Origin of the sequence: Marinobacter sp. LQ44 (assembly GCF_001447155.2) — a bacterium.
In the GTDB taxonomy this organism is placed as follows: domain Bacteria; phylum Pseudomonadota; class Gammaproteobacteria; order Pseudomonadales; family Oleiphilaceae; genus Marinobacter.
On record NZ_CP014754.1, the window covers coordinates 1,437,973 to 1,455,416 of the forward strand.

Here is a 17,444-nt window from a genome sequence, read left to right on the forward strand (position 1 = left end):
TGTATGGCCCAACACCAAGCCACGAGCGTCTGGACTCGCAGCCTGGGCGGGCTGACCAACCTTAACTTTTACCGAAAAATTCCTTCACCTGCTTTTCGGCTTCTTCCCGGGTAACGGCATAGCGTTCCTGAACCAGGCCTGCCAGCTTTTCCTGTCGCCCTTCTGCCTCAAGAAGTTCGTCTTCCGTCAACTTTCCCCAGGTCATCTTTGCTTTCCCAACCTGTTGCTTCCACTTACCTTTCATTTCATCCGCATTGAACATACTCATCAGAATCCCCTCCTTTGGTTATGACTTCAATTTCACACTAGCCTTGCCCAACCGTTCGGTCTGTTCGGTGGCACACCAACGGTGGCAACCACCCCTTTCGGGGTACTCTCCGCAACAGTACGTACATGCCTCTTTTAATGCCAAACTTCATAGACTTAACATTACATTACAGAGACTTACAGCACTGAAACTACCCCATCAGCTACCCCAACCCGAGAATACCCTCACCTGCCACACTTGCCCACAATGGACGCACTAATTCAGTGAAGGGGACCTTCCATGTCATTCCTCAACAACCTCTCCATGCGGGGCAAGCTCATTACCCTGGTGCTACCCGCATTGCTGGTCATTGTGTTCTTTGCCGCTTTCAGCATCAGCCGTAATGCTGACGATCTAAGCAACATGCGACAACTTCAGGCCATGGTGAATCTGGCAGAACTGGGTGACCCCCTGATTGAATCCCTGCAGAAGGAACGTGGGCGATCCGCTGTTCTGCTTTCCAGTGCTGCCGGAAGCAATGGCGAACAACAGGCTCGGAGGGAACTCAATGCCCAGCGGCAAGAGACCGACCGGAGCCTGCGGGACTACCGCCTGGGCGTTCAGCAACTGGCGTCGGATTCCGAGTTTGATGGAGCCATCAATGCCAGTATTGACCAGTTTGAGCAGCAGCTTGCCGCCCTTGGCCGGCTGCGCCAGAGTCTGGACAACCGCAGCATCAGCGGTGCTGAATCCGCCAGCACCTATACCCGGATGATCATGGAAGTGCTGAACCGGGTTCCGCTGCTGGTTCGCCGGTCAACCGACCCTGACCTTACCCGGCAGATCAATGGCTACTTCGCTCTGGCTGAAGCAGCCGAGATGGCCGGGCGGGAGCGTGCCAACGGTGCGGCTCTGGTCCGTTCCGGTGACTTTGACCTGCCCACGCTCGGGCGAATCACCGGCATGAGCGGGCAACAGGATGCTTATCTGAATTCGGCCATCAGCATGTTGCCGGCGAACTCCGGCATTCGGGCCGATATTGCCCGGCTGCCAGAACTGCCAGCCAGCCGTGAGTTTCAGAACCAGCGCGAAACTCTGTTGAGCAGTCCTTCCGGCATGTATGCTCTGGATGCCAGCGAGTGGTTCAGCACCGCCACCAAGCGCATCGAAGCCATGAACGGCATCCGGAGCCAGATGCTGGCAGAGGTAGAGAGTTCCTCTGTTGAGGCCGTTACCGATGCCCGAACCGCCTTGATCGGAGCATCCGTGATTGCCGCCGGTGCCATCGCGCTTGTGATCATTCTGATGATGGTGATCATCCACGCCATCCATAACCAGGTAGCCGCATTGTTGTCTGGCGTTCGTTATGCCATGGACAACAAAGACCTGACACGGCGTATCCCGGTGTCCAGCCAGGACGAAACCGGCACTATTGCCAAGGCGGTCAACGAACTGTTCGGCCGGTTCAGCGCAGCCCTGATGCAGATCGATAAGGCCAGCGTGCAACTGGCCACCGCCACCGAGGAAACCAGTTCCACCGCTGGCCAGAACTCCGGCCAGATCAAGAACCAGCAACAGCAGATTGAGCAGGTTGCTGCCGCCACCGAAGAAATGTCCGCCACCTCGGAGGAAATCTCCCAAAACACCCAACAGGTTGCGGACGCTTCCAACAGTGCCATGGAGAAGAGCCGGACCGGTGAGCAGGTACTGCACTCAAGCGTTAAGCAAATCCGCACCCTGGCGCAATCGGTTCAGGAAGTGAATCAGGTGATCGAAGAACTGGAGGAACGCAGCGGCACCATCAGTGAAGTGGTGGATGTCATACGTAAAGTGGCCGACCAGACCAACCTGCTGGCCCTGAATGCTGCCATCGAGGCGGCACGGGCTGGCGAGCATGGCCGCGGCTTTGCAGTGGTGGCCGATGAGGTACGCACCCTGGCCCGGCAGACCCACGAATCGACTACCCAGATTGAAGACATCATCAACGGCTTCAAGAACATTACCGACAGCGCCAGCCGATCCATTGTTGCCAGCCACAAGCTCGCCAACCAGACCAGCGAGCAGGCCTCTGAGATGGAAAAAACCTTCGCTGACATCCTGACCGATGTGAACAGCATCTCCGACATGGCCACCCAGATTGCCACTGCGTCTGAACAGCAGGTCGCAGTGACCCGTGAACTGGCAGGCAGCATGGAGACAGTAAGTGAGGCCGCTATCCTGACGTTGACCGGATCACAGGAGATCAATCAGGTGACTCAGGAGCAGGCCAGGCTTGCCCGCAAACTCCAGGACCTGGCCAACGAGTTCAAAGTGGCTAGCTAATTCATCGAGTCAAACCAACAAGGGCTGCCATTTGGCAGCCCTTGTTGGTTCTGTTTACAGCAAACCCGGTCAGATAATCCGCGAGAACCGCTGGCTGGCACCTTCCTTGCGGTACATATCGAAGATCTGGCAGATGGCCCGAATCAGCAACCGGCCGGCGGGCTGCACCTGAAGTGCACCGCCATCATCGCCAATCAGTTCGTCCTGGATCATCGGCTTCAGGCGGTTCAGTTCATCCGCGAAGTACCGATCGAAGTCTTCGCTCCATTTGTCTGCAAACTGTTTGCGATCCAGGCGGAACTGGCAGATCAGCTGGCCGATCACCCACCGGCGAATCCGGTCATCCCGGCTCAGGCCAACGCCGCGAACGATCGCCAGTTGCCCGGCATCAATTGAGGCTTCCCAGGACGGCAAATCATGGTTGTTCTGGAAATAGGCGTCGTCAGTCTGGCCGATGGCAGACACCCCCAGAGACACCAAATCGCAATCCGAATGGGTGGTATAGCCCTGGAAGTTCCGGTGCAGCCGGCCCTCGCGCTGAGCCACGGCCAGGCTGTCGTCCGGCTTGGCGAAGTGGTCCATGCCGATGTATTCGTAACCGGCTTCCAGCAGGCGGTTGATGGTGTTATGCAGAATGGTCAGCTTCTGCTGCGGGCTTGGCAGAGTGTCGGCCTGAATCCGGGTTTGCGGGTAGAAGCGGTCCGGCAGGTGCGCGTAGCTGAACACGGAGAGCCTGTCCGGGGACATCTCGATCACCGATTCCAGGGTTTGTGCAAAACTTTCCGGGGTCTGGTACGGCAGGCCGTAGATCAGGTCCAGGTTAATGGAACGGAAACCAATGCGACGGGCTTCGTTCAAAACCGCCTCGGTCATGTCCTTGGGCTGAATACGGTTAACCGCCTTTTGCACTTCCGGGTTTACGTCCTGAACGCCGAGGCTGATGCGATTAAAGCCCAGCTCCCACAGGGTCGACAGGGTATCCTGGTCCACTTCCCGAGGGTCAATCTCGACGCTGTAATCCCGCTCATCGCCAGACTGCAGGTTAAACAGATCAGCGTATCCGGCCATCAGGTGCTGCATCACATCCCGGGGCAAGAACGTTGGCGTGCCGCCGCCCCAATGCAACTGTTGCACCGGGCGGTCCGCCCCGAACAGTTTTGACTGGATGGCGGCTTCTTTCAGAACACGCTCCACGTAAGGCATAGCCTTATCGCGCTTTTTGGTGATCACCTTGTTGCAGGCACAGTAGTAACAGAGATGTGCACAGAACGGCAGGTGCGTGTACAAGGAAATGGGGCCACCGGCAGCCTTGCTGCGGCCGGCCGCTTTCACCATGTCTTCGATACCGTACTTCTGGGTGAACTCGACCGCCGTGGGGTAAGACGTATAGCGGGGACCACTGAGGTCATAGCGGCGAATCAGTGCCTCATCCCAGATGAAGGCGGGCAGGTTGTTTTCTGCAGCGTTGTTGGAAGCCATAGTTAAAACTCTGTCGTCAGAAAAGATCGGCAAGCCGGAAAGCATCCATTATGCCCTATCGGCCCCGAGCATCAGTTGATGCGTATCATCTGGAGTCTATCAGCATAGCCACTGAACCACCCTTGCGCCCATGGCGTATTCAGCCTACCCCTTTGGGATAATGCCAACACCGGAGCTGATGCCATGGCCAACCTGATTCTGATTCTCGGCGACCAGCTGAGCCACCAGCTTTCTGCACTCGAAGGCGCAGATAGAGACAACGATCGGGTGGTGATGGCGGAAGTCCATGACGAGGCCAGCTACACCAATCACCACAAGAAAAAGCTGGTGTATATCTTCAGCGCCATGCGCCACTTCGCCGGGGAACTGAAGCAACAAGGCTGGCAAGTGCATTACCAGCGCTACCATCCGGATAACCCTGAGAAATCCCTGGAAGCGGTCATTTCAAAGCTCGCCACAGAGCACAAGCCCGAGAGACTGATCACCACCGAGTGCGGTGAATGGCGGCTGCACTCGCAGATCAGCCAGTGGCATGAACGCCTAGGCATTCCGGTGGAGATGCGGCCAGACACCCGCTTTGTGTGCCGCAAACAGGAATTCGCTGACTGGGCCAAGGGTCGCAAACAACTGCGCATGGAATTTTTCTACCGGGAAATGCGCAAGAAAACCGGCCTGCTGATGACGCCTGAAGGCAAACCGGAGGGCGGCCAGTGGAATTTCGATTCCGACAATCGCAAGAAATGGTCCGGCAAGCCGCCCGCGCCGGCCCCGTTTCGCGTGGAGCCCGATTCGGTTACCCGTGAGGTGATCCAGCTGGTAGAGGAGTACTTTCCCGACCATTTCGGCACCTCAGAGGACTTCCATTTTGCTGTCACGGCGGAGCAGGCCCAGGCAGCGCTGGGACACTTTATCGACTTCGCCCTGCCCTGTTTCGGTGACTATCAGGATGCGCTGTCCGACCACGAAGACTGGTTGTTCCATTCCATCCTGTCCCCCTATCTGAACACCGGATTACTGGACCCGACGAACGTTTGCCAGGCGGTGGCACAAGCGTGGTATTCCGGGCGGGCGCCACTGAACGCGGCAGAGGGGTTTATCCGCCAGATCATCGGCTGGCGCGAGTTTGTGCGCGGCATTTACTGGCTGCTGATGCCGGATTACGCCAAAGAGAACCGGCTGAACAACCAGCGCAGCCTGCCCTGGTTCTACTGGACCGGTGAAACCAACATGCGCTGTATGCACAAGGCCATTGATGCCACCGCCAGAAACGCCTACGCCCATCACATCCAGCGCCTGATGGTGACCGGCAACTTCGCCCTGCTGGCCGGCATACATCCGGAGGACATCTGTGACTGGTACCTGGCGGTCTACATCGACGCCTTCGACTGGGTGGAACTGCCTAATACACTGGGTATGGTGATGCACGCCGATGGCGGCTATCTGGGCTCCAAACCCTACGCCGCCAGTGGCAAATACATCCAGCGCATGTCGGACCACTGCAAGAACTGCCACTACCGGGTGCAGGATGCCACTGGAGAGAAAGCCTGCCCGTTTAATGCACTTTACTGGCATTTTATCGACCGCCATCGGGATGACTTTGCCAACAATCCGCGCATGGCCATGATGTATCGGAACTGGGATAAACAGCCAGATGAGCGGCGCCGTGCCATTCTCAGCCGCGGGGAGTGGCTGCTTGCCAATCTTGAGCAACTGTAACCTACCTGGGAAAAACAGCTAAGAGAAAATAAGCCGGTTGACTGCTATGCTGTATCCATCGGCAAATTGTCAGCAATAAGGACGCTGGAGTCCGGCATGTCTATCAGGCCCATAGCAGCAGGATTACTGTTCACCTTGATTCCGTGGACAGTTGCTGCAGACCATGAAACATTCAGTTTATATACATTTGACTCTCCCCCCTACCAGCAGGCCAACCCGATCCCAGGCGGCCCGGAGGTGACCGGGGAAACGGTCGAGACCGTTCGATGCGCCATGAAACATGCGGGGGCGCAGGTAAACATTCGCCTGATGCCCCAGAACCGCGCCCGCTTCGCACTGCAGCGTCAACTCGTGGATGGCTACTTTGCCGTAGATCCATCACCCGATATGGATGAGGCAGCGGATATCAGCCACCCGGTGGCATTGGAAAAATGGTACTGGTTCTACCTTGGCCAACGCCCTGACCCGACAACTGCAAAAATCGGTGTTGTCGGTGGCAGCAACGAAGAAGTCTGGCTCATCCAGAACGGCTTTGAGCCGTTTGTGACCGTCAGTTCAACCGAACAATTACCGGCTTTGCTGAAACGCCAACGAATTGACCTTGCACTGATGGATCAACAGGTGATGGAGACACTGCGCGAAGACTCACTGGCACTTGGCCAAACGCTGAACCGGGAATTCCTTCGTTACGCCCCGCTGCACCTCTATCTCAACCGACGATTTGTCAGCGAACACCCGGGGGTCCTGACCCGATTCAACCGTCAATTGCCGGCGTGTATGGAGCAGCACATGCTGCTGTCTGCAGATGAGTATCAGCATGTAGCAGGGCAAGCCAGGGGGCTCATACAAGACCTGGAGCAACGTCTGAATCTGGCTCAGGCAATTCATCAGGGGCCAGTCTACGACAGCTTCACAGAGATTCTCACCCAGGACACCCTCTGGCAGGCTCTCGCCCCTGAGCAACCGACACCCTTGGCCTCTGAGATACTCGGGCTACCGGCATCTCAGGCCCTGAAGCAGTGGCAAGACGAGCAAGGCGGATTGGTAACGGAACTTTTGCTGACCGACAACAAGGGCGCATTGGTTGCCATGAGTCAGCTGTCATCCGATTACTGGCAGGGCGACGAGCCAAAGTTCCAGGAGATTGCCGTTGAAACCGAACGTGGTATGGAGCGCAAATCCGATTTGTGGATATCACCCATTCGCTACGATGCGTCTACCCGCCAGTTCCAGATTATCGTCAGTGTGCCCATCCCCCTGAAAGAGCCGAATAACGGCCTGGAAGGTATTCTGGCGATGGGGCTGGCCATCGAAAAAACGCTACACAACTACGAACGGCTGGCGCGGGCTCGTTCTGAGCAGGTCCCCATGGAGTTACCGGTAGCCGAGTAACACCCTCAGGCCGGCCCCAGCTCACAGGCCAGCACCAAAGCCCAGAACTCGGAAAAATCATTGACCACCACGTCCGGTTTGTCCGGGTGTTTGTGAGTGCCCGGAAAAATCCGGTTCAGCCAGGGCAAGTCCCACTGGGCACCGTTGAAGAACACCGACGTCATACCTGCCCGCTTCGCGGCAATCACATCGGTAGTAGAATCTCCCACGTACCACACACTCGGGTCCGGCGGGTAATCCAGTTTCTGCACCGCCAGCAGCAGCTGGTCCGGGTGCGGTTTTCTGAGCGGGGTATCATCGCCGCAAACATCCACATCGAACAGATGGGTCCAACCGGTGTCTTCCACCGCCGCCAGCTCGTGCTCAAAGAACTCCCTATCCCGGTTGGTGATCACGCCCACCTGCATGCCCAGTCGTCGCAGCCCCTCCAATACTTCCCGGACTTTCGGCTCAAAGGCCTTCACCGTGCCGTAGTGCTTTCGGTAGTGGTGGTTAAACGCCTTGTGGGCAACCTGCTTGGCTTGCTGATCGTCCCCAAACAGCACCTCGAAAATATCAGTGCGGGAGATTTTCCGGTCTGCCTTTACCTTGGGGTGCAACTTGGCGTACTCCCGTACATAGGCCACCAGCCGGGCATCTTCCGGAGTTTTGCTGTCTTCCGGCGCCACCATCCGGTTCATCAGCCCCAGCGTGTGGAAATCCGGCAGCATATCGTCCACCGCGTGGTACATGGCGTCCAGGGTGTCCACCAGGGTGGCATGCCAGTCAAACAACACCACCGCCGGGCGAATCAACTTCACCACCGCCGGGTGCCAATCCGGCTCAATACGCGGCTCCGGCCGTTCGGGTGGCGGGAAGGGCTTCGGGCGCACTTCCGCCGGGCTGGCGGCGAACGCCTCAGGCTGTTCCCGCTCCAGCAACGCCAGCAAATCCATAAGGTCTTCAAAACTGTCGAGCACCGCCGCCGGTGCATCCCGGGAGGTGAACCAGCTCGAAATCCGGTCTGACTCCCAGCAGGCGCCGTTGTAGAACACGCCGGACACCCCGGCACTGTGAGAGGTGAGCATATCGACGTAGCTATCGCCCACATACCAGGCCCGGGCATCTGCCGGCAGCCCCAACTTCTCCAGGGTTCTGAGAATCACCTGCGGGTCGGGCTTGTATTCGGTCACATCATCAGCGCATACCGTTGCATCGAACAGATGATGCCATCGGCCCTCATCCACCGTTTGAAGTTCCTTGTCCAGAAACTCCCGGTTGCGGTTGGTCGATACCGCCAGCTTGATGCCCATGGCTTTCAGCGCGCACAGGTACTCATAGGCGCCGGGCTGAAAGGGTTTCACCTGGCCAAAATATTTCCGGTAAGCGTTGTTGTAGGCTTTGTGGGCAACCAGCTTGGCCGCTTTGTTATCACCGAAGATGGCGTTGAAGATGTCGGTTCTGGACACCCGCCGCTCCGCAAGAATCCTCGGATGCAGGCGCCGAAAAATCCGGATGTAACGCACCAGCCGGGCATCGTCCTGCGTGCGGCACTGATCCTCCGGCAGCAACTTTTCCACCAGCCCCAGATCTTCCAGCTGCGGCAACATGTCTTCCATGGCGCTGAACATGGCATCGTGGGTGTCCACCAAAGTGCCGTGCCAGTCGAAGATCAGGACCGATGGGGGCTGTATGCCTTCGTTCAGTGTGGTCATAACAAAACCTTCGCCGTTTCAGTTACGTATATCTCCAAAACTCATACCTTCAGTTAAAACCAAAAGTCCCGAATGCACAAAAAACCACACTTGCCCGAGAAAACCTGCCCGGTGTGCCAGCGCCCGTTCAACTGGCGCAAGAAATGGGCAAAAGACTGGGACCAGGTTCGCTATTGCAGCGAACGGTGCCGCCGTAATCGGAGTCCGCAGCCATGACCACCGTGGTCTGGTTCAAACGGGATTTGCGCACCCGCGATCACGCCCCATTGGTGGCTGCCGCCAATCTGGGGGAGCCGGTTATTGCACTGTACGTGATTGAAGACGACTACTGGCAGCAACCGGATACCAGCGGGCGGCAATGGTGTTTTATCCGGGATTCCCTGGAGGACCTCGATAAGCAGCTGCGCAAAGCGGGCAACCAACTGGTGGTGCTGCGAGGGACCGTCATCGGGGCCCTGAGTGAGCTCAAGGCAAGCCATGCCATTGAGCGTGTGTTTTGCCATCAGGAAACTGGCGGGCAATGGACCTTCGAGCGCGACAAAGCGGTTATCCAGTGGTGCTCCGACAACCAGATAGAGTTCCGGGAGTGGAACCAGTTCGGGGTGGTACGCCGGCTCAAAGACCGGGACATATGGGACAAAACCTGGACAGAACTGATGAGGCAGCCCGTACTTGAGGCACCTGGCTCCGTGCCATTTGCCGGCGCCATTCAGGGTGTAGCCTGGCGCGGTATCGAACCCGGCGCCACCGCAGCAGACCGGTGCCCGGATCGGCAAACCGGCGGCAGCATTCGCGGCGAGACGTTACTGGCGTCGTTTCTGGAACGCCGCTGCGTGGGTTACCAGTACAACATTTCCAGCCCCAACACTGCCGTGCGCGCCTGCTCCCGGCTGAGCCCTCATATCGCCTATGGCACGGTCAGCCTCCGAGAAATTTACCAACAGGCCAAGGCTGCCGGCATTCACCGTAATACCCTGCCCCGGAAACAGAAAAGCCTGACCAGCTTTCGCTCCCGGTTGCACTGGCATTGTCATTTTATCCAGAAACTCGAAGACGAACCGGAGCTGGAATTTCGCGCCATGCACCGGGAACTGGAGGGCATAAAAACCGGGCCGAACGATTCCGAACGGCTGCAGCGCTGGCAGCAAGGGCAAACCGGTTGGCCTCTGGTGGATGCCTGCATGCGCAGCCTGCAACACACCGGCTGGCTCAATTTCCGAATGCGGGCAATGCTGATGTCGGTAGCCAGCTACCAACTGTGGTTGCACTGGCGTGAACCTGCCCTGCACCTGGCGCGACTGTTTACCGATTTCGAGCCGGGCATTCACTATTCCCAGATCCAGATGCAATCTGGCCTGACCGGCATCAACGCCCTGCGCATCTATAATCCGGTGCTGCAAAGCCAGAAGCTGGACCCGCACGGCGAGTTTATCCGCCGCTGGATTCCGGAGCTGGCCGGGGTTCCCGAAGAAATGATCCATACCCCTTGGTTAATGACACCCGCCCAGAAAGCGAAGTTCGGCGGCAACACCTACATTGCGCCGGTATGTGACCATGAACAGGCGGCCCGGGCGGCGCGCAAAGCGGTGGGCGACTTCCGAAAACAACACGTCAGCCGGGAAGAGACTGGCCGGGTGCTGCACCGCCACGGCAGCCGCAAGGGGCCGCATCAAACACGGCCGAAACCGGCAAGCCAGCCGCCGCCGGACAACCAGCTATCGCTGTTTGACTGAGCGCCAGGCCAGCGCCGCGATAGCCGTCGCCGCCAGAATGGGCCAGAACAGGCTCCAGGCCTCATAAACCATGGTGGCTAGCCAGGCTTTATCCGGCACGGCCCCGGGCCAGGGCAACCACCAGAACAGTACCAGGCTGCCAGCCGTGGCCAGGCCCCAGCCCAGATACATAAACGCAGGATTGCTGCCACCACTGGCAGCTGCCCGCTGCACCCACAAAAAACGCCATACCAGTAGCATGGTGGCCACAGCACCCGCGCTCATCAGCATGGGCAGGTAGGGCGCCATCGCAAACTCGAAGTTGCCCGGCTTGAGCAGGTCCTTCATGGCCAGCTTGCTGGCAGCGCCACTGGTAAACGGCAGCCCCGCAAGGGACAGCCCCGGCAATGCGATCAACAGCCACAACAGCCATTGGCCACCCCGTCCCGCCGGCAAAGCCATGGCAGTAGAGAGAAACAAGCTACCTTTGGCCAGACCATGATGCAGAACGTAAAGCGCCATCACCGCAAACAGCGGGCCCGCATACTCGGCATTGGCCAGCGCCGCGCCCACCATCAGTGTCATCAGGCCCATCTGGCTAATGCTGGAATAGGCCAACACGGTTTTCGGGCGCCGCTGGCGAACACCCAGCACAGCACCACCCAGGGAACCGACAGCGCCCAGGATCACCAGCGCATTGCCCCAATCCGGCAAAGACACCTCACCAAACGGCAAAGTGACCAGCCAACCCAATAGGCCGGCTTTGATCATGGCGCCACTGAGCACCGCACTGGCTGGCGTCGGCGCGACCGGGTGCGCCAGGGGCAACCAGAAATGCAGAAGAGGCAAACCCGCTTTTACCCCAAAACCCGATAGCAACAGCAGCATGATCAACCAGCGCCGGTCGGCCTCCGCCACGGCGGCAGGCAGATCGGCCAACAAGCCACTACCTGCCTGCTGGGCGGCCATCAAAAGGCCGGACAGAATGGCCATTTCACCCACCACCGCCATGGCCAGGTAGACGCGCCCCGCGTGGTTGGCCTCTCCCGTTCCCTCGTGCACCACCAGGCCATAACCGGCAAAGGTCATCAGGGCGAAGAAGCTATAGAAGCTGGCAATATCCTGGGCCATCACCAGCCCCAGATTGCCAGCCAGAGTGAGTGCCCAGAACACACAGAAACGCCGCAGGTAATGCACCTTCAGATAGCCGACGGCGAAGACACCGGCCGCCAGCCAAAGCGTTGCCGTCAGAACCAGGAATACCTGGCGCAGCTCATCCAGCCCCCACAGGCCGCCTAACAGCAGCCCCGGCAATTCAAGGGACGCGTCTGGCCCCAATATCAGGCCTGCCAACAAGGCGGGCAAGGGCAACACGGGCAAACAGTAACGATAAGCCTGCTGCCAATCGGGTCGCAGCGCCAGTAACAATGAGGCCAGCGGCAGGATAATCGCCAACAACAGCAAGAGGTTTGACGCAAACATCACAGCGCCACCTCCCTTGCCACAATCAACTCAGCCCAACTCAGGGGGCTGAACGGCAGGTTGGCGATCAGCCCGGCTACCAGCATAAGAGCGGCAGTAATTAACGGTGGCCATAGCAGCCAGGCGCTGGTTTCAAGGCGTCCCCAACGGCGCTCGTGGGGCCACGGCTCGCACTGTTCGGCAAACCAGAGCCGGTGCAGTATCGGGAGAAAATACGCCGCATTGAGCAGACTGCTGATCACCAACACCGCTACTACCCAATCCATACCGACCGCGAGTGCACCGCTGCCCATGGTCCATTTGGTAATAAACCCCGCCAACGGTGGGGCACCAATCATGCCAAAGGCGCCCAAGGTAAACGCCACCGAAGTGCCCGGCATGCGTTTGCCTGCACCGTCCAGTTCATCGATGCGGTGCACTCCGAGAGTTTCAGCGTAATTCCCGGCGCAGAAAAACAGGGTGATTTTCATGATGCCCTGATGCACCAGATGCACCAGGCCACCGGCCACGCCCACGGGCCCGAACAGGCACAACCCCAGCACGATGTAGGACACCTGGCTGACCGTTGAAAACGCCAGCCGACGTTTCAGGTCAACCTGGTACAAGGCACGGGTGGAGCCATAGATAATGGTGAAGGCTGCCACGACCGAAAGCCCGGCCAGCAGCCCCATGTCTTTGGCCGCTTCCAACCCGTAGATCTCAAAGACCACGCGGATAATGCCAAAGGCACCAGCTTTCACCACCGCCACGGCATGCAACAGGGCACTGACCGGTGCCGGCGCTACCATTGCCTGGGGCAGCCAGCCGTGGAATGGCACCAGGGCTGCTTTTACCCCCAGTCCGACCATCATCAGCACGAAAATGATCGTCAGAGGCCCCTGCATGGATGGGTCAACCTCTGAGAAGTAGCCCCCTTCCTGGAATCTGAGATCCCCCACCAGGCCGTGCAGCCAGGCAATGGCAAACAGCAAAACCGCGCCACCGGTAAGGGTGTAGATAATGTAGTTACGCCCGGCCCTCAGCGCTTTGGTCGTGCCACGATGTACCACCAGCGGATAGGTGGAAAGGGTGAGCATTTCGTAGAACAGAAAGAAGGTGAACAGGTTGCCCGCCAGGGCAATACCCATGGTACTGGCGACACACAGGCTGAAGAACCCGAAAAACCGGCTCCGGTTCGGGGAATCCTCAAGATAGCCCACAGCATAGATGGTGGTCAGCAACCACAGCAGGGCAGACAACCCGGCAAACAACATCGACAGCGCATCAGCCCGCAGCACGAATTCCACACCAGGTACCATGGTGAACGCGGCCTCGTACTCGCGCCCCTGGGCCACACCCCAGATCATCAACCCAACCAGGGCAATCTTCAGAATGGCGGCTGCCAGGTTAATGATGGTTCTCAGACGATGCCCTTTCTCCGGCACAGCGAACAGAACCACCGACGCCAGCAACGAAGTCATCAGCGCAAAAACCGGCATTAATACACTCAGGGTCATCGGCTGCCCCCCTCAAACGGCAAGGACATCACCGACAACACCGGCTCCGCCACCAGGCCAAGGCCAAGCGACAGCAACGCAAGAATCATCGGTATCACCTCCAGGCTCCTGGACGGGTGATAGAACTGGTCCGTGTCTGTCGCTTCAATGAACGACGCCCGGTAAACCCGGAAGACATAGGCGGCAGAAAGCAAACCACCCGCCAGCAGAACCCCCAGCCACCACCATTGGCCACTGGCCAGGCTGGCCTGGAGGAGCAACCACTTCGCAGCAAAGCCCCCGGTAGGCGGCAGCCCCATCAACGACACCCCGGCCAGCCCGAAAGAAAACAGCGAGAACGGCAGGAACCGGCTGACACCCGCCAGGGCATCCACCCGGTTGCTGCCTACCGACATGATCAGATTGCCGGCGGCCAGAAACATCGCGGCCTTGGCCAGGGCATGGCTGACCACCTGCAGGGTAATGCCCTGTTGCGCCTGCTGGGATATGGCGTCGGTGACGCCCCAGGTGAGTGGGAACAGCAAAAACAGATAGCCAATCTGCGCCACGGAGGAATAGGCAACCACCTGTTTCAGTTTGGCCTGCCGGAACGCCAGCCAGCTACCCCAGATAACCGCCAAACTACCCAACACGCCTATCAACTGAGCCAGGGCATAGCCACCCAGGTCGCCTCCCAGGTCCAGCCAAAGCCTGGCGGCAATGTAGAACGAGGCTTTGACCACTAACGCAGACAACAGCGCACTGACCGGCGACTTGGCGATGCCATGGGCCGGCGGCAACCAGCCATGCATCGGGAACAGCGCGGTTTTCAGGGCCAGGCCCAGCAGCATCAGAATCAGCGGGAAGGTCAGGCCCGACTGAACATCACCGCTATTCATCAGCTCGGTCACGCCTGCCAGCGACAGGGTGCCAAACTGGCCGTAAATCAGGGCCACACCAAGCAGGTACGCCAGGGAACCCAGCAAAGCCGCCATCAGGTAGCGAATGGCAGCCCTGAGTGCGTCCGCCTGGCCGCCCAACGCCACTAGCCCCACGGCGGCAAGGCTGATCAGCTCCAGCCCCACATACAGATTGAACAGATCGCCGCCCAGCCAGACCGCGTTCAGCCCGGCCCAAAGAAACCAGAACAGCGGCCAGAAATACCGGTGCCACGGCTTGCCGGGGGCCAGGTAGATGCTGGCGTGCCAGCCGCAAGCGGCCGCTACCAGAGCCGTCAGCAACACGAAGGTTACCGCCAGGCCATCCACACGCAGCTCAATGCCCAGTGGCGCCTGCCAACCACCGAGCAGGTAAAGAAAACCGCCCTCGCTGGCCACGGCGGCCCACAAGCCCAGAGACACCAACACCTGCACCAGGATGCCAAGCCAGGTCACCACCCGGCCTTTGCTGAAATCCAGCAACAGGGTCAGCACCGCCCAGGCCAGGGGTGTGAACAACAATCCCGCCATTAACCACAAGGTCATTCGGGAGCACCCTCCCGGTTCACAGCCCGAGCCTTGGGCCTGGCATTTTCCCGGGCCGGCTCAGCCAGCGTAGTCTGGCCTGACAAATGGTAGTACCGGCGGATTAACACCACGGCCAGTGCCGTCGCTGCGATAGCCACCACAATGCCGGTGAGCACCAGGGCCTGGGGCACAGGATCTGGCTGACCGTTGCGCTGAGCCAGGCCAACCATGATCAGAAATACGCCGGAACCGATCAGGTTGAACGCCATCAACTTGCGCAGCAGGTGCTGCTGGCGCAGAAACCCGAACAGACCAATACCACACAAGGCAACGCCAGCGAATGCATACAACAGGGCCGAGGTCATCCGCGCTCCCCTTCTTCCGGTTCTTCAGCGCCGTTAACCGGTGCCGACACAAACAGAGCCAGCAATACCATCGCAATGGAGAACGTAAGCACGGTTTCGATGACCAGGATCAGAGGTTTGTTAAAGGCTTCCGGGTACGCCAGGAACGCATCGCCGGCCAGGGCACTGGCCACCGCCACCAGAAGGAATACGGAAAAGCCCAGGGCCAGCCCAAAACGCAACAACACGCCGGGGCGCAGAAATTCCATCGGGATCCCGCCAAGGCGCATCATCACACCCGACGCCGCCAACACGGCCCCGGCCTGGAACGCTCCTCCGGGGCGGTCGGAACCCGCCCACAACAGGTAGCCGGCAAGTACCAGCATCAACGGTACAAACCAGCGCTGCAGGGCATACAACAAGGAATCTGAAGTGCGCAGGAGAGGATCTTCCAGGGACGTCGTTTTCGCCATGGAGATACCCGCAATCCCGGCGATGACCAACACGCCGATCTCAAGCAGCGTGTCGTAACTGCGAAAGTTCAACAGCACAGCGGTGATTGGGTGCTCTACCCCACTGGCCTCCAGGTTCTCCACCAGCAGTCCGGGCAGGTCGACCGGCGCCTGGGTACCGGAAATCTGCCAGACCGTGATCATCAGGGCACCGGCAAAGGCCAGACACACTGCGGCGAGGATGGTAACGCCAAAAAAACGCATCATTCCGACGCCCCGCCCTGGCCATTGCCTTCACCACCGCAACGCCGGTTGTAGCCCAAATGCCTGGCCGCATCCAGCAGCAACACGCCGGTCAGGCCGGCGCCGATGGCGGCTTCTGCCAGGGCAATGTCCGGCGCCTGCAGGCGAACCCAGGCCAGCGCCATCAGCAGGCCAAAGGCGATAAACATCACCACCGCCCGAAACAGGTTTGCAGACCACAACACCCCGATCGCGGTCGACAACAGCGCCAGCACCAAGATGGAGTCCACCAGCCAGTCAATCATCAGCTGCCTCCTCAACCGCGGAATGCTCCGGGCGCACATGAACGGCGCGGGCAATCAGGTGCGCAGACGTTGCGCTGGCAGCCAGAGCTGCGGCCCAGATCAATACCATTTTTACGCCACCCGCCAGCGACGGTGCCAGTGGCAAAAGCGCCAGCACAATAAAGCCCAACCCGAGGTTGTCCACCTTGGTCAGAGCATGGATACGAGTCAGGGTGTCGGAGAATCGGAACAGACCGAGGGTGCCCACCGAAAAAAACAGGCAACCCAGAACCAACAACAACAGCTGAACCACCAGTACAACGGAGTCAATCATCGAGGCCTCCATCATCGTCCATCGACTGCTCAATACGCACCACACGGGTTACAAACGCCACGATCGCGAGTACCGACAACACCGCCAGTGTCAGTGCCACATCCATCAGTGCGGGCATGGATTGGGCGTAGGACAGCACCAGTAACAGCGCCACGCCGGTTGTGCCGAACAGTTGTGACGCCAACATCCGGTCGGCCGGCTCCGGCCCCCGCCAGATGCGGATCAGGGCAATCAACAGGGTCAGCAACAGGAAGGCCGCAACGGCATTGAGTATCAGGGTCACTGCACCGCCCTCCCGATGTCGTTCAGGGAGAGCCCGAAAACCCGCGCCACCTGCCGCTCTGTCTCCCGCACGTCCTGCTCTACTGGCTCTCGGGTATCCAGGCAGTGCAGGGTCAATTGATCGCCCTCAAGCAAAGCGCTCAGGGTACCGGGCATAAGGGACAGGGTGTTGGCCAGCAGCCAGCGAGGGCTGCCCTCGGGCAAGTAAAGGGTCAGGGTGATTTCACCGGGGTGAACCGGCAAGGCCGGTGACAGCAAACGCCGGGTAACATCCAGACCGGCCACCACCGAGCGGCTGAGAAAATAGCCGAGAAACAACATCAGCCCGAGGGGCCGGAGGTGATAACCGGATGGGGGAAACAGGCGTACCGACAGCCAGGCCACGAGGGCGGTCACCCCCAGGCCAAAACCCAGGGCAGACGTTTCACCGAGCGTTAGCGCCCACCAAACCACCAATAACGCAGCGCCACGAAGCAACAAACTGAGGGCGGGTAACGATGGCGCTGACTGCATAGGGTCT

Annotated in this window: 17 protein-coding genes; 5 read left to right on the forward strand and 12 right to left on the reverse strand. The window is 59.2% G+C overall.

Going from position 1 to position 17,444, the window contains the following annotated elements; all coding sequences use genetic code 11:
• Positions 1 to 61: 61 nt before the first annotated feature.
• Positions 62 to 268, reverse strand: a complete 207-nt coding sequence (locus ASQ50_RS06765) for a CsbD family protein (protein WP_044383689.1) — start codon at positions 266 to 268, stop codon at positions 62 to 64.
• A gap of 279 nt (positions 269 to 547) precedes the next feature.
• Between ASQ50_RS06765 and ASQ50_RS06770 the strand changes: the two genes are divergently transcribed.
• Complete coding sequence (locus ASQ50_RS06770) at positions 548 to 2,569, forward strand: methyl-accepting chemotaxis protein (RefSeq protein ID WP_058092671.1); 2,022 nt, start codon at positions 548 to 550, stop codon at positions 2,567 to 2,569.
• A gap of 69 nt (positions 2,570 to 2,638) precedes the next feature.
• Here the strand turns inward: ASQ50_RS06770 and hemN are convergent, their stop codons facing one another.
• Positions 2,639 to 4,048 (reverse strand): oxygen-independent coproporphyrinogen III oxidase, encoded by a 1,410-nt coding sequence (gene hemN / locus ASQ50_RS06775; protein WP_058092670.1) that lies wholly within the window; start codon positions 4,046 to 4,048, stop codon positions 2,639 to 2,641.
• Between the two features lie 183 nt (positions 4,049 to 4,231).
• On the opposite strand from hemN, the gene ASQ50_RS06780 reads away from it, so the two are divergent.
• On the forward strand, positions 4,232 to 5,764 hold the full coding sequence (locus ASQ50_RS06780; RefSeq protein WP_058092669.1) for a cryptochrome/photolyase family protein: 1,533 nt from the start codon (positions 4,232 to 4,234) through the stop codon (positions 5,762 to 5,764).
• A 96-nt stretch (positions 5,765 to 5,860) separates the two neighbouring features.
• Positions 5,861 to 7,156, forward strand: a complete 1,296-nt coding sequence (locus tag ASQ50_RS06785) for a substrate-binding periplasmic protein (RefSeq protein WP_068351419.1) — start codon at positions 5,861 to 5,863, stop codon at positions 7,154 to 7,156.
• A gap of 5 nt (positions 7,157 to 7,161) precedes the next feature.
• On the opposite strand, the gene ASQ50_RS06790 is transcribed toward ASQ50_RS06785, so the two are convergent.
• Positions 7,162 to 8,850, reverse strand: a complete 1,689-nt coding sequence (locus ASQ50_RS06790; protein ID WP_058092668.1) for an HAD family hydrolase — start codon at positions 8,848 to 8,850, stop codon at positions 7,162 to 7,164.
• A 72-nt stretch (positions 8,851 to 8,922) separates the two neighbouring features.
• Between ASQ50_RS06790 and ASQ50_RS20440 the strand changes: the two genes are divergently transcribed.
• Positions 8,923 to 9,066 (forward strand): DUF2256 domain-containing protein, encoded by a 144-nt coding sequence (locus tag ASQ50_RS20440; protein WP_072676429.1) that lies wholly within the window; start codon positions 8,923 to 8,925, stop codon positions 9,064 to 9,066.
• Positions 9,063 to 10,583 carry an FAD-binding domain-containing protein gene (locus tag ASQ50_RS06795; protein ID WP_058092667.1) on the forward strand — a complete coding sequence of 507 codons (1,521 nt, stop codon included), beginning with the start codon at positions 9,063 to 9,065 and terminating at the stop codon, positions 10,581 to 10,583. Before ASQ50_RS20440 ends, ASQ50_RS06795 begins: the two co-directional genes overlap by 4 nt.
• Here ASQ50_RS06795 and ASQ50_RS06800 read toward each other — a convergent pair.
• Genes ASQ50_RS06800 through ASQ50_RS06840 form a run of 9 tightly spaced genes read right to left on the reverse strand, consistent with a single transcriptional unit; the run spans position 10,566 to position 17,437 of the window.
• Positions 10,566 to 12,044, reverse strand: coding sequence for a complex I subunit 5 family protein (locus tag ASQ50_RS06800; protein ID WP_058092666.1), 1,479 nt, complete (start codon positions 12,042 to 12,044; stop codon positions 10,566 to 10,568). The genes ASQ50_RS06795 and ASQ50_RS06800 overlap by 18 nt on opposite strands.
• Entirely contained in the window at positions 12,044 to 13,540 is a 1,497-nt protein-coding gene (locus ASQ50_RS06805) for a complex I subunit 5 family protein (protein WP_058092665.1), read from the reverse strand. Before ASQ50_RS06805 ends, ASQ50_RS06800 begins: the two co-directional genes overlap by 1 nt.
• Positions 13,537 to 15,003 carry a complex I subunit 5 family protein gene (locus ASQ50_RS06810; protein ID WP_197492723.1) on the reverse strand — a complete coding sequence of 489 codons (1,467 nt, stop codon included), beginning with the start codon at positions 15,001 to 15,003 and terminating at the stop codon, positions 13,537 to 13,539. The genes ASQ50_RS06805 and ASQ50_RS06810 overlap by 4 nt, the downstream gene beginning before the upstream one ends.
• Positions 15,000 to 15,350 carry a cation:proton antiporter subunit C gene (locus ASQ50_RS06815; RefSeq protein WP_058092664.1) on the reverse strand — a complete coding sequence of 117 codons (351 nt, stop codon included), beginning with the start codon at positions 15,348 to 15,350 and terminating at the stop codon, positions 15,000 to 15,002. Before ASQ50_RS06815 ends, ASQ50_RS06810 begins: the two co-directional genes overlap by 4 nt.
• Positions 15,347 to 16,048, reverse strand: a complete 702-nt coding sequence (locus ASQ50_RS06820; protein ID WP_068351425.1) for an MnhB domain-containing protein — start codon at positions 16,046 to 16,048, stop codon at positions 15,347 to 15,349. Before ASQ50_RS06820 ends, ASQ50_RS06815 begins: the two co-directional genes overlap by 4 nt.
• A complete protein-coding gene (locus ASQ50_RS06825) occupies positions 16,045 to 16,329 on the reverse strand; it encodes a Na(+)/H(+) antiporter subunit B (protein ID WP_068351428.1) in 285 nt (94 codons plus the stop codon). The genes ASQ50_RS06820 and ASQ50_RS06825 overlap by 4 nt, the downstream gene beginning before the upstream one ends.
• Positions 16,322 to 16,642 (reverse strand): cation:proton antiporter, encoded by a 321-nt coding sequence (locus ASQ50_RS06830; RefSeq protein ID WP_058092662.1) that lies wholly within the window; start codon positions 16,640 to 16,642, stop codon positions 16,322 to 16,324. The genes ASQ50_RS06825 and ASQ50_RS06830 overlap by 8 nt, the downstream gene beginning before the upstream one ends.
• Complete coding sequence (locus ASQ50_RS06835) at positions 16,635 to 16,925, reverse strand: monovalent cation/H+ antiporter complex subunit F (RefSeq protein ID WP_058092661.1); 291 nt, start codon at positions 16,923 to 16,925, stop codon at positions 16,635 to 16,637. The genes ASQ50_RS06830 and ASQ50_RS06835 overlap by 8 nt, the downstream gene beginning before the upstream one ends.
• Positions 16,922 to 17,437 carry a Na+/H+ antiporter subunit E gene (locus ASQ50_RS06840; protein WP_058092660.1) on the reverse strand — a complete coding sequence of 172 codons (516 nt, stop codon included), beginning with the start codon at positions 17,435 to 17,437 and terminating at the stop codon, positions 16,922 to 16,924. The genes ASQ50_RS06835 and ASQ50_RS06840 overlap by 4 nt, the downstream gene beginning before the upstream one ends.
• Positions 17,438 to 17,444 lie beyond the last annotated feature (7 nt).

Coding starts and splice junctions, on each gene's coding strand:
- ASQ50_RS06765 (WP_044383689.1), bottom strand. CDS start 268: ATGAGTATGTTCAATGCGGATGAAATGAAAGGTAAGTGGAAGCAACAG.
- ASQ50_RS06770 (WP_058092671.1), top strand. CDS start 548: ATGTCATTCCTCAACAACCTCTCCATGCGGGGCAAGCTCATTACCCTG.
- hemN (WP_058092670.1), bottom strand. CDS start 4,048: ATGGCTTCCAACAACGCTGCAGAAAACAACCTGCCCGCCTTCATCTGG.
- ASQ50_RS06780 (WP_058092669.1), top strand. CDS start 4,232: ATGGCCAACCTGATTCTGATTCTCGGCGACCAGCTGAGCCACCAGCTT.
- ASQ50_RS06785 (WP_068351419.1), top strand. CDS start 5,861: ATGTCTATCAGGCCCATAGCAGCAGGATTACTGTTCACCTTGATTCCG.
- ASQ50_RS06790 (WP_058092668.1), bottom strand. CDS start 8,850: ATGACCACACTGAACGAAGGCATACAGCCCCCATCGGTCCTGATCTTC.
- ASQ50_RS20440 (WP_072676429.1), top strand. CDS start 8,923: ATGCACAAAAAACCACACTTGCCCGAGAAAACCTGCCCGGTGTGCCAG.
- ASQ50_RS06795 (WP_058092667.1), top strand. CDS start 9,063: ATGACCACCGTGGTCTGGTTCAAACGGGATTTGCGCACCCGCGATCAC.
- ASQ50_RS06800 (WP_058092666.1), bottom strand. CDS start 12,044: ATGTTTGCGTCAAACCTCTTGCTGTTGTTGGCGATTATCCTGCCGCTG.
- ASQ50_RS06805 (WP_058092665.1), bottom strand. CDS start 13,540: ATGACCCTGAGTGTATTAATGCCGGTTTTTGCGCTGATGACTTCGTTG.
- ASQ50_RS06810 (WP_197492723.1), bottom strand. CDS start 15,003: ATGACCTTGTGGTTAATGGCGGGATTGTTGTTCACACCCCTGGCCTGG.
- ASQ50_RS06815 (WP_058092664.1), bottom strand. CDS start 15,350: ATGACCTCGGCCCTGTTGTATGCATTCGCTGGCGTTGCCTTGTGTGGT.
- ASQ50_RS06820 (WP_068351425.1), bottom strand. CDS start 16,048: ATGATGCGTTTTTTTGGCGTTACCATCCTCGCCGCAGTGTGTCTGGCC.
- ASQ50_RS06825 (WP_068351428.1), bottom strand. CDS start 16,329: ATGATTGACTGGCTGGTGGACTCCATCTTGGTGCTGGCGCTGTTGTCG.
- ASQ50_RS06830 (WP_058092662.1), bottom strand. CDS start 16,642: ATGATTGACTCCGTTGTACTGGTGGTTCAGCTGTTGTTGTTGGTTCTG.
- ASQ50_RS06840 (WP_058092660.1), bottom strand. CDS start 17,437: ATGCAGTCAGCGCCATCGTTACCCGCCCTCAGTTTGTTGCTTCGTGGC.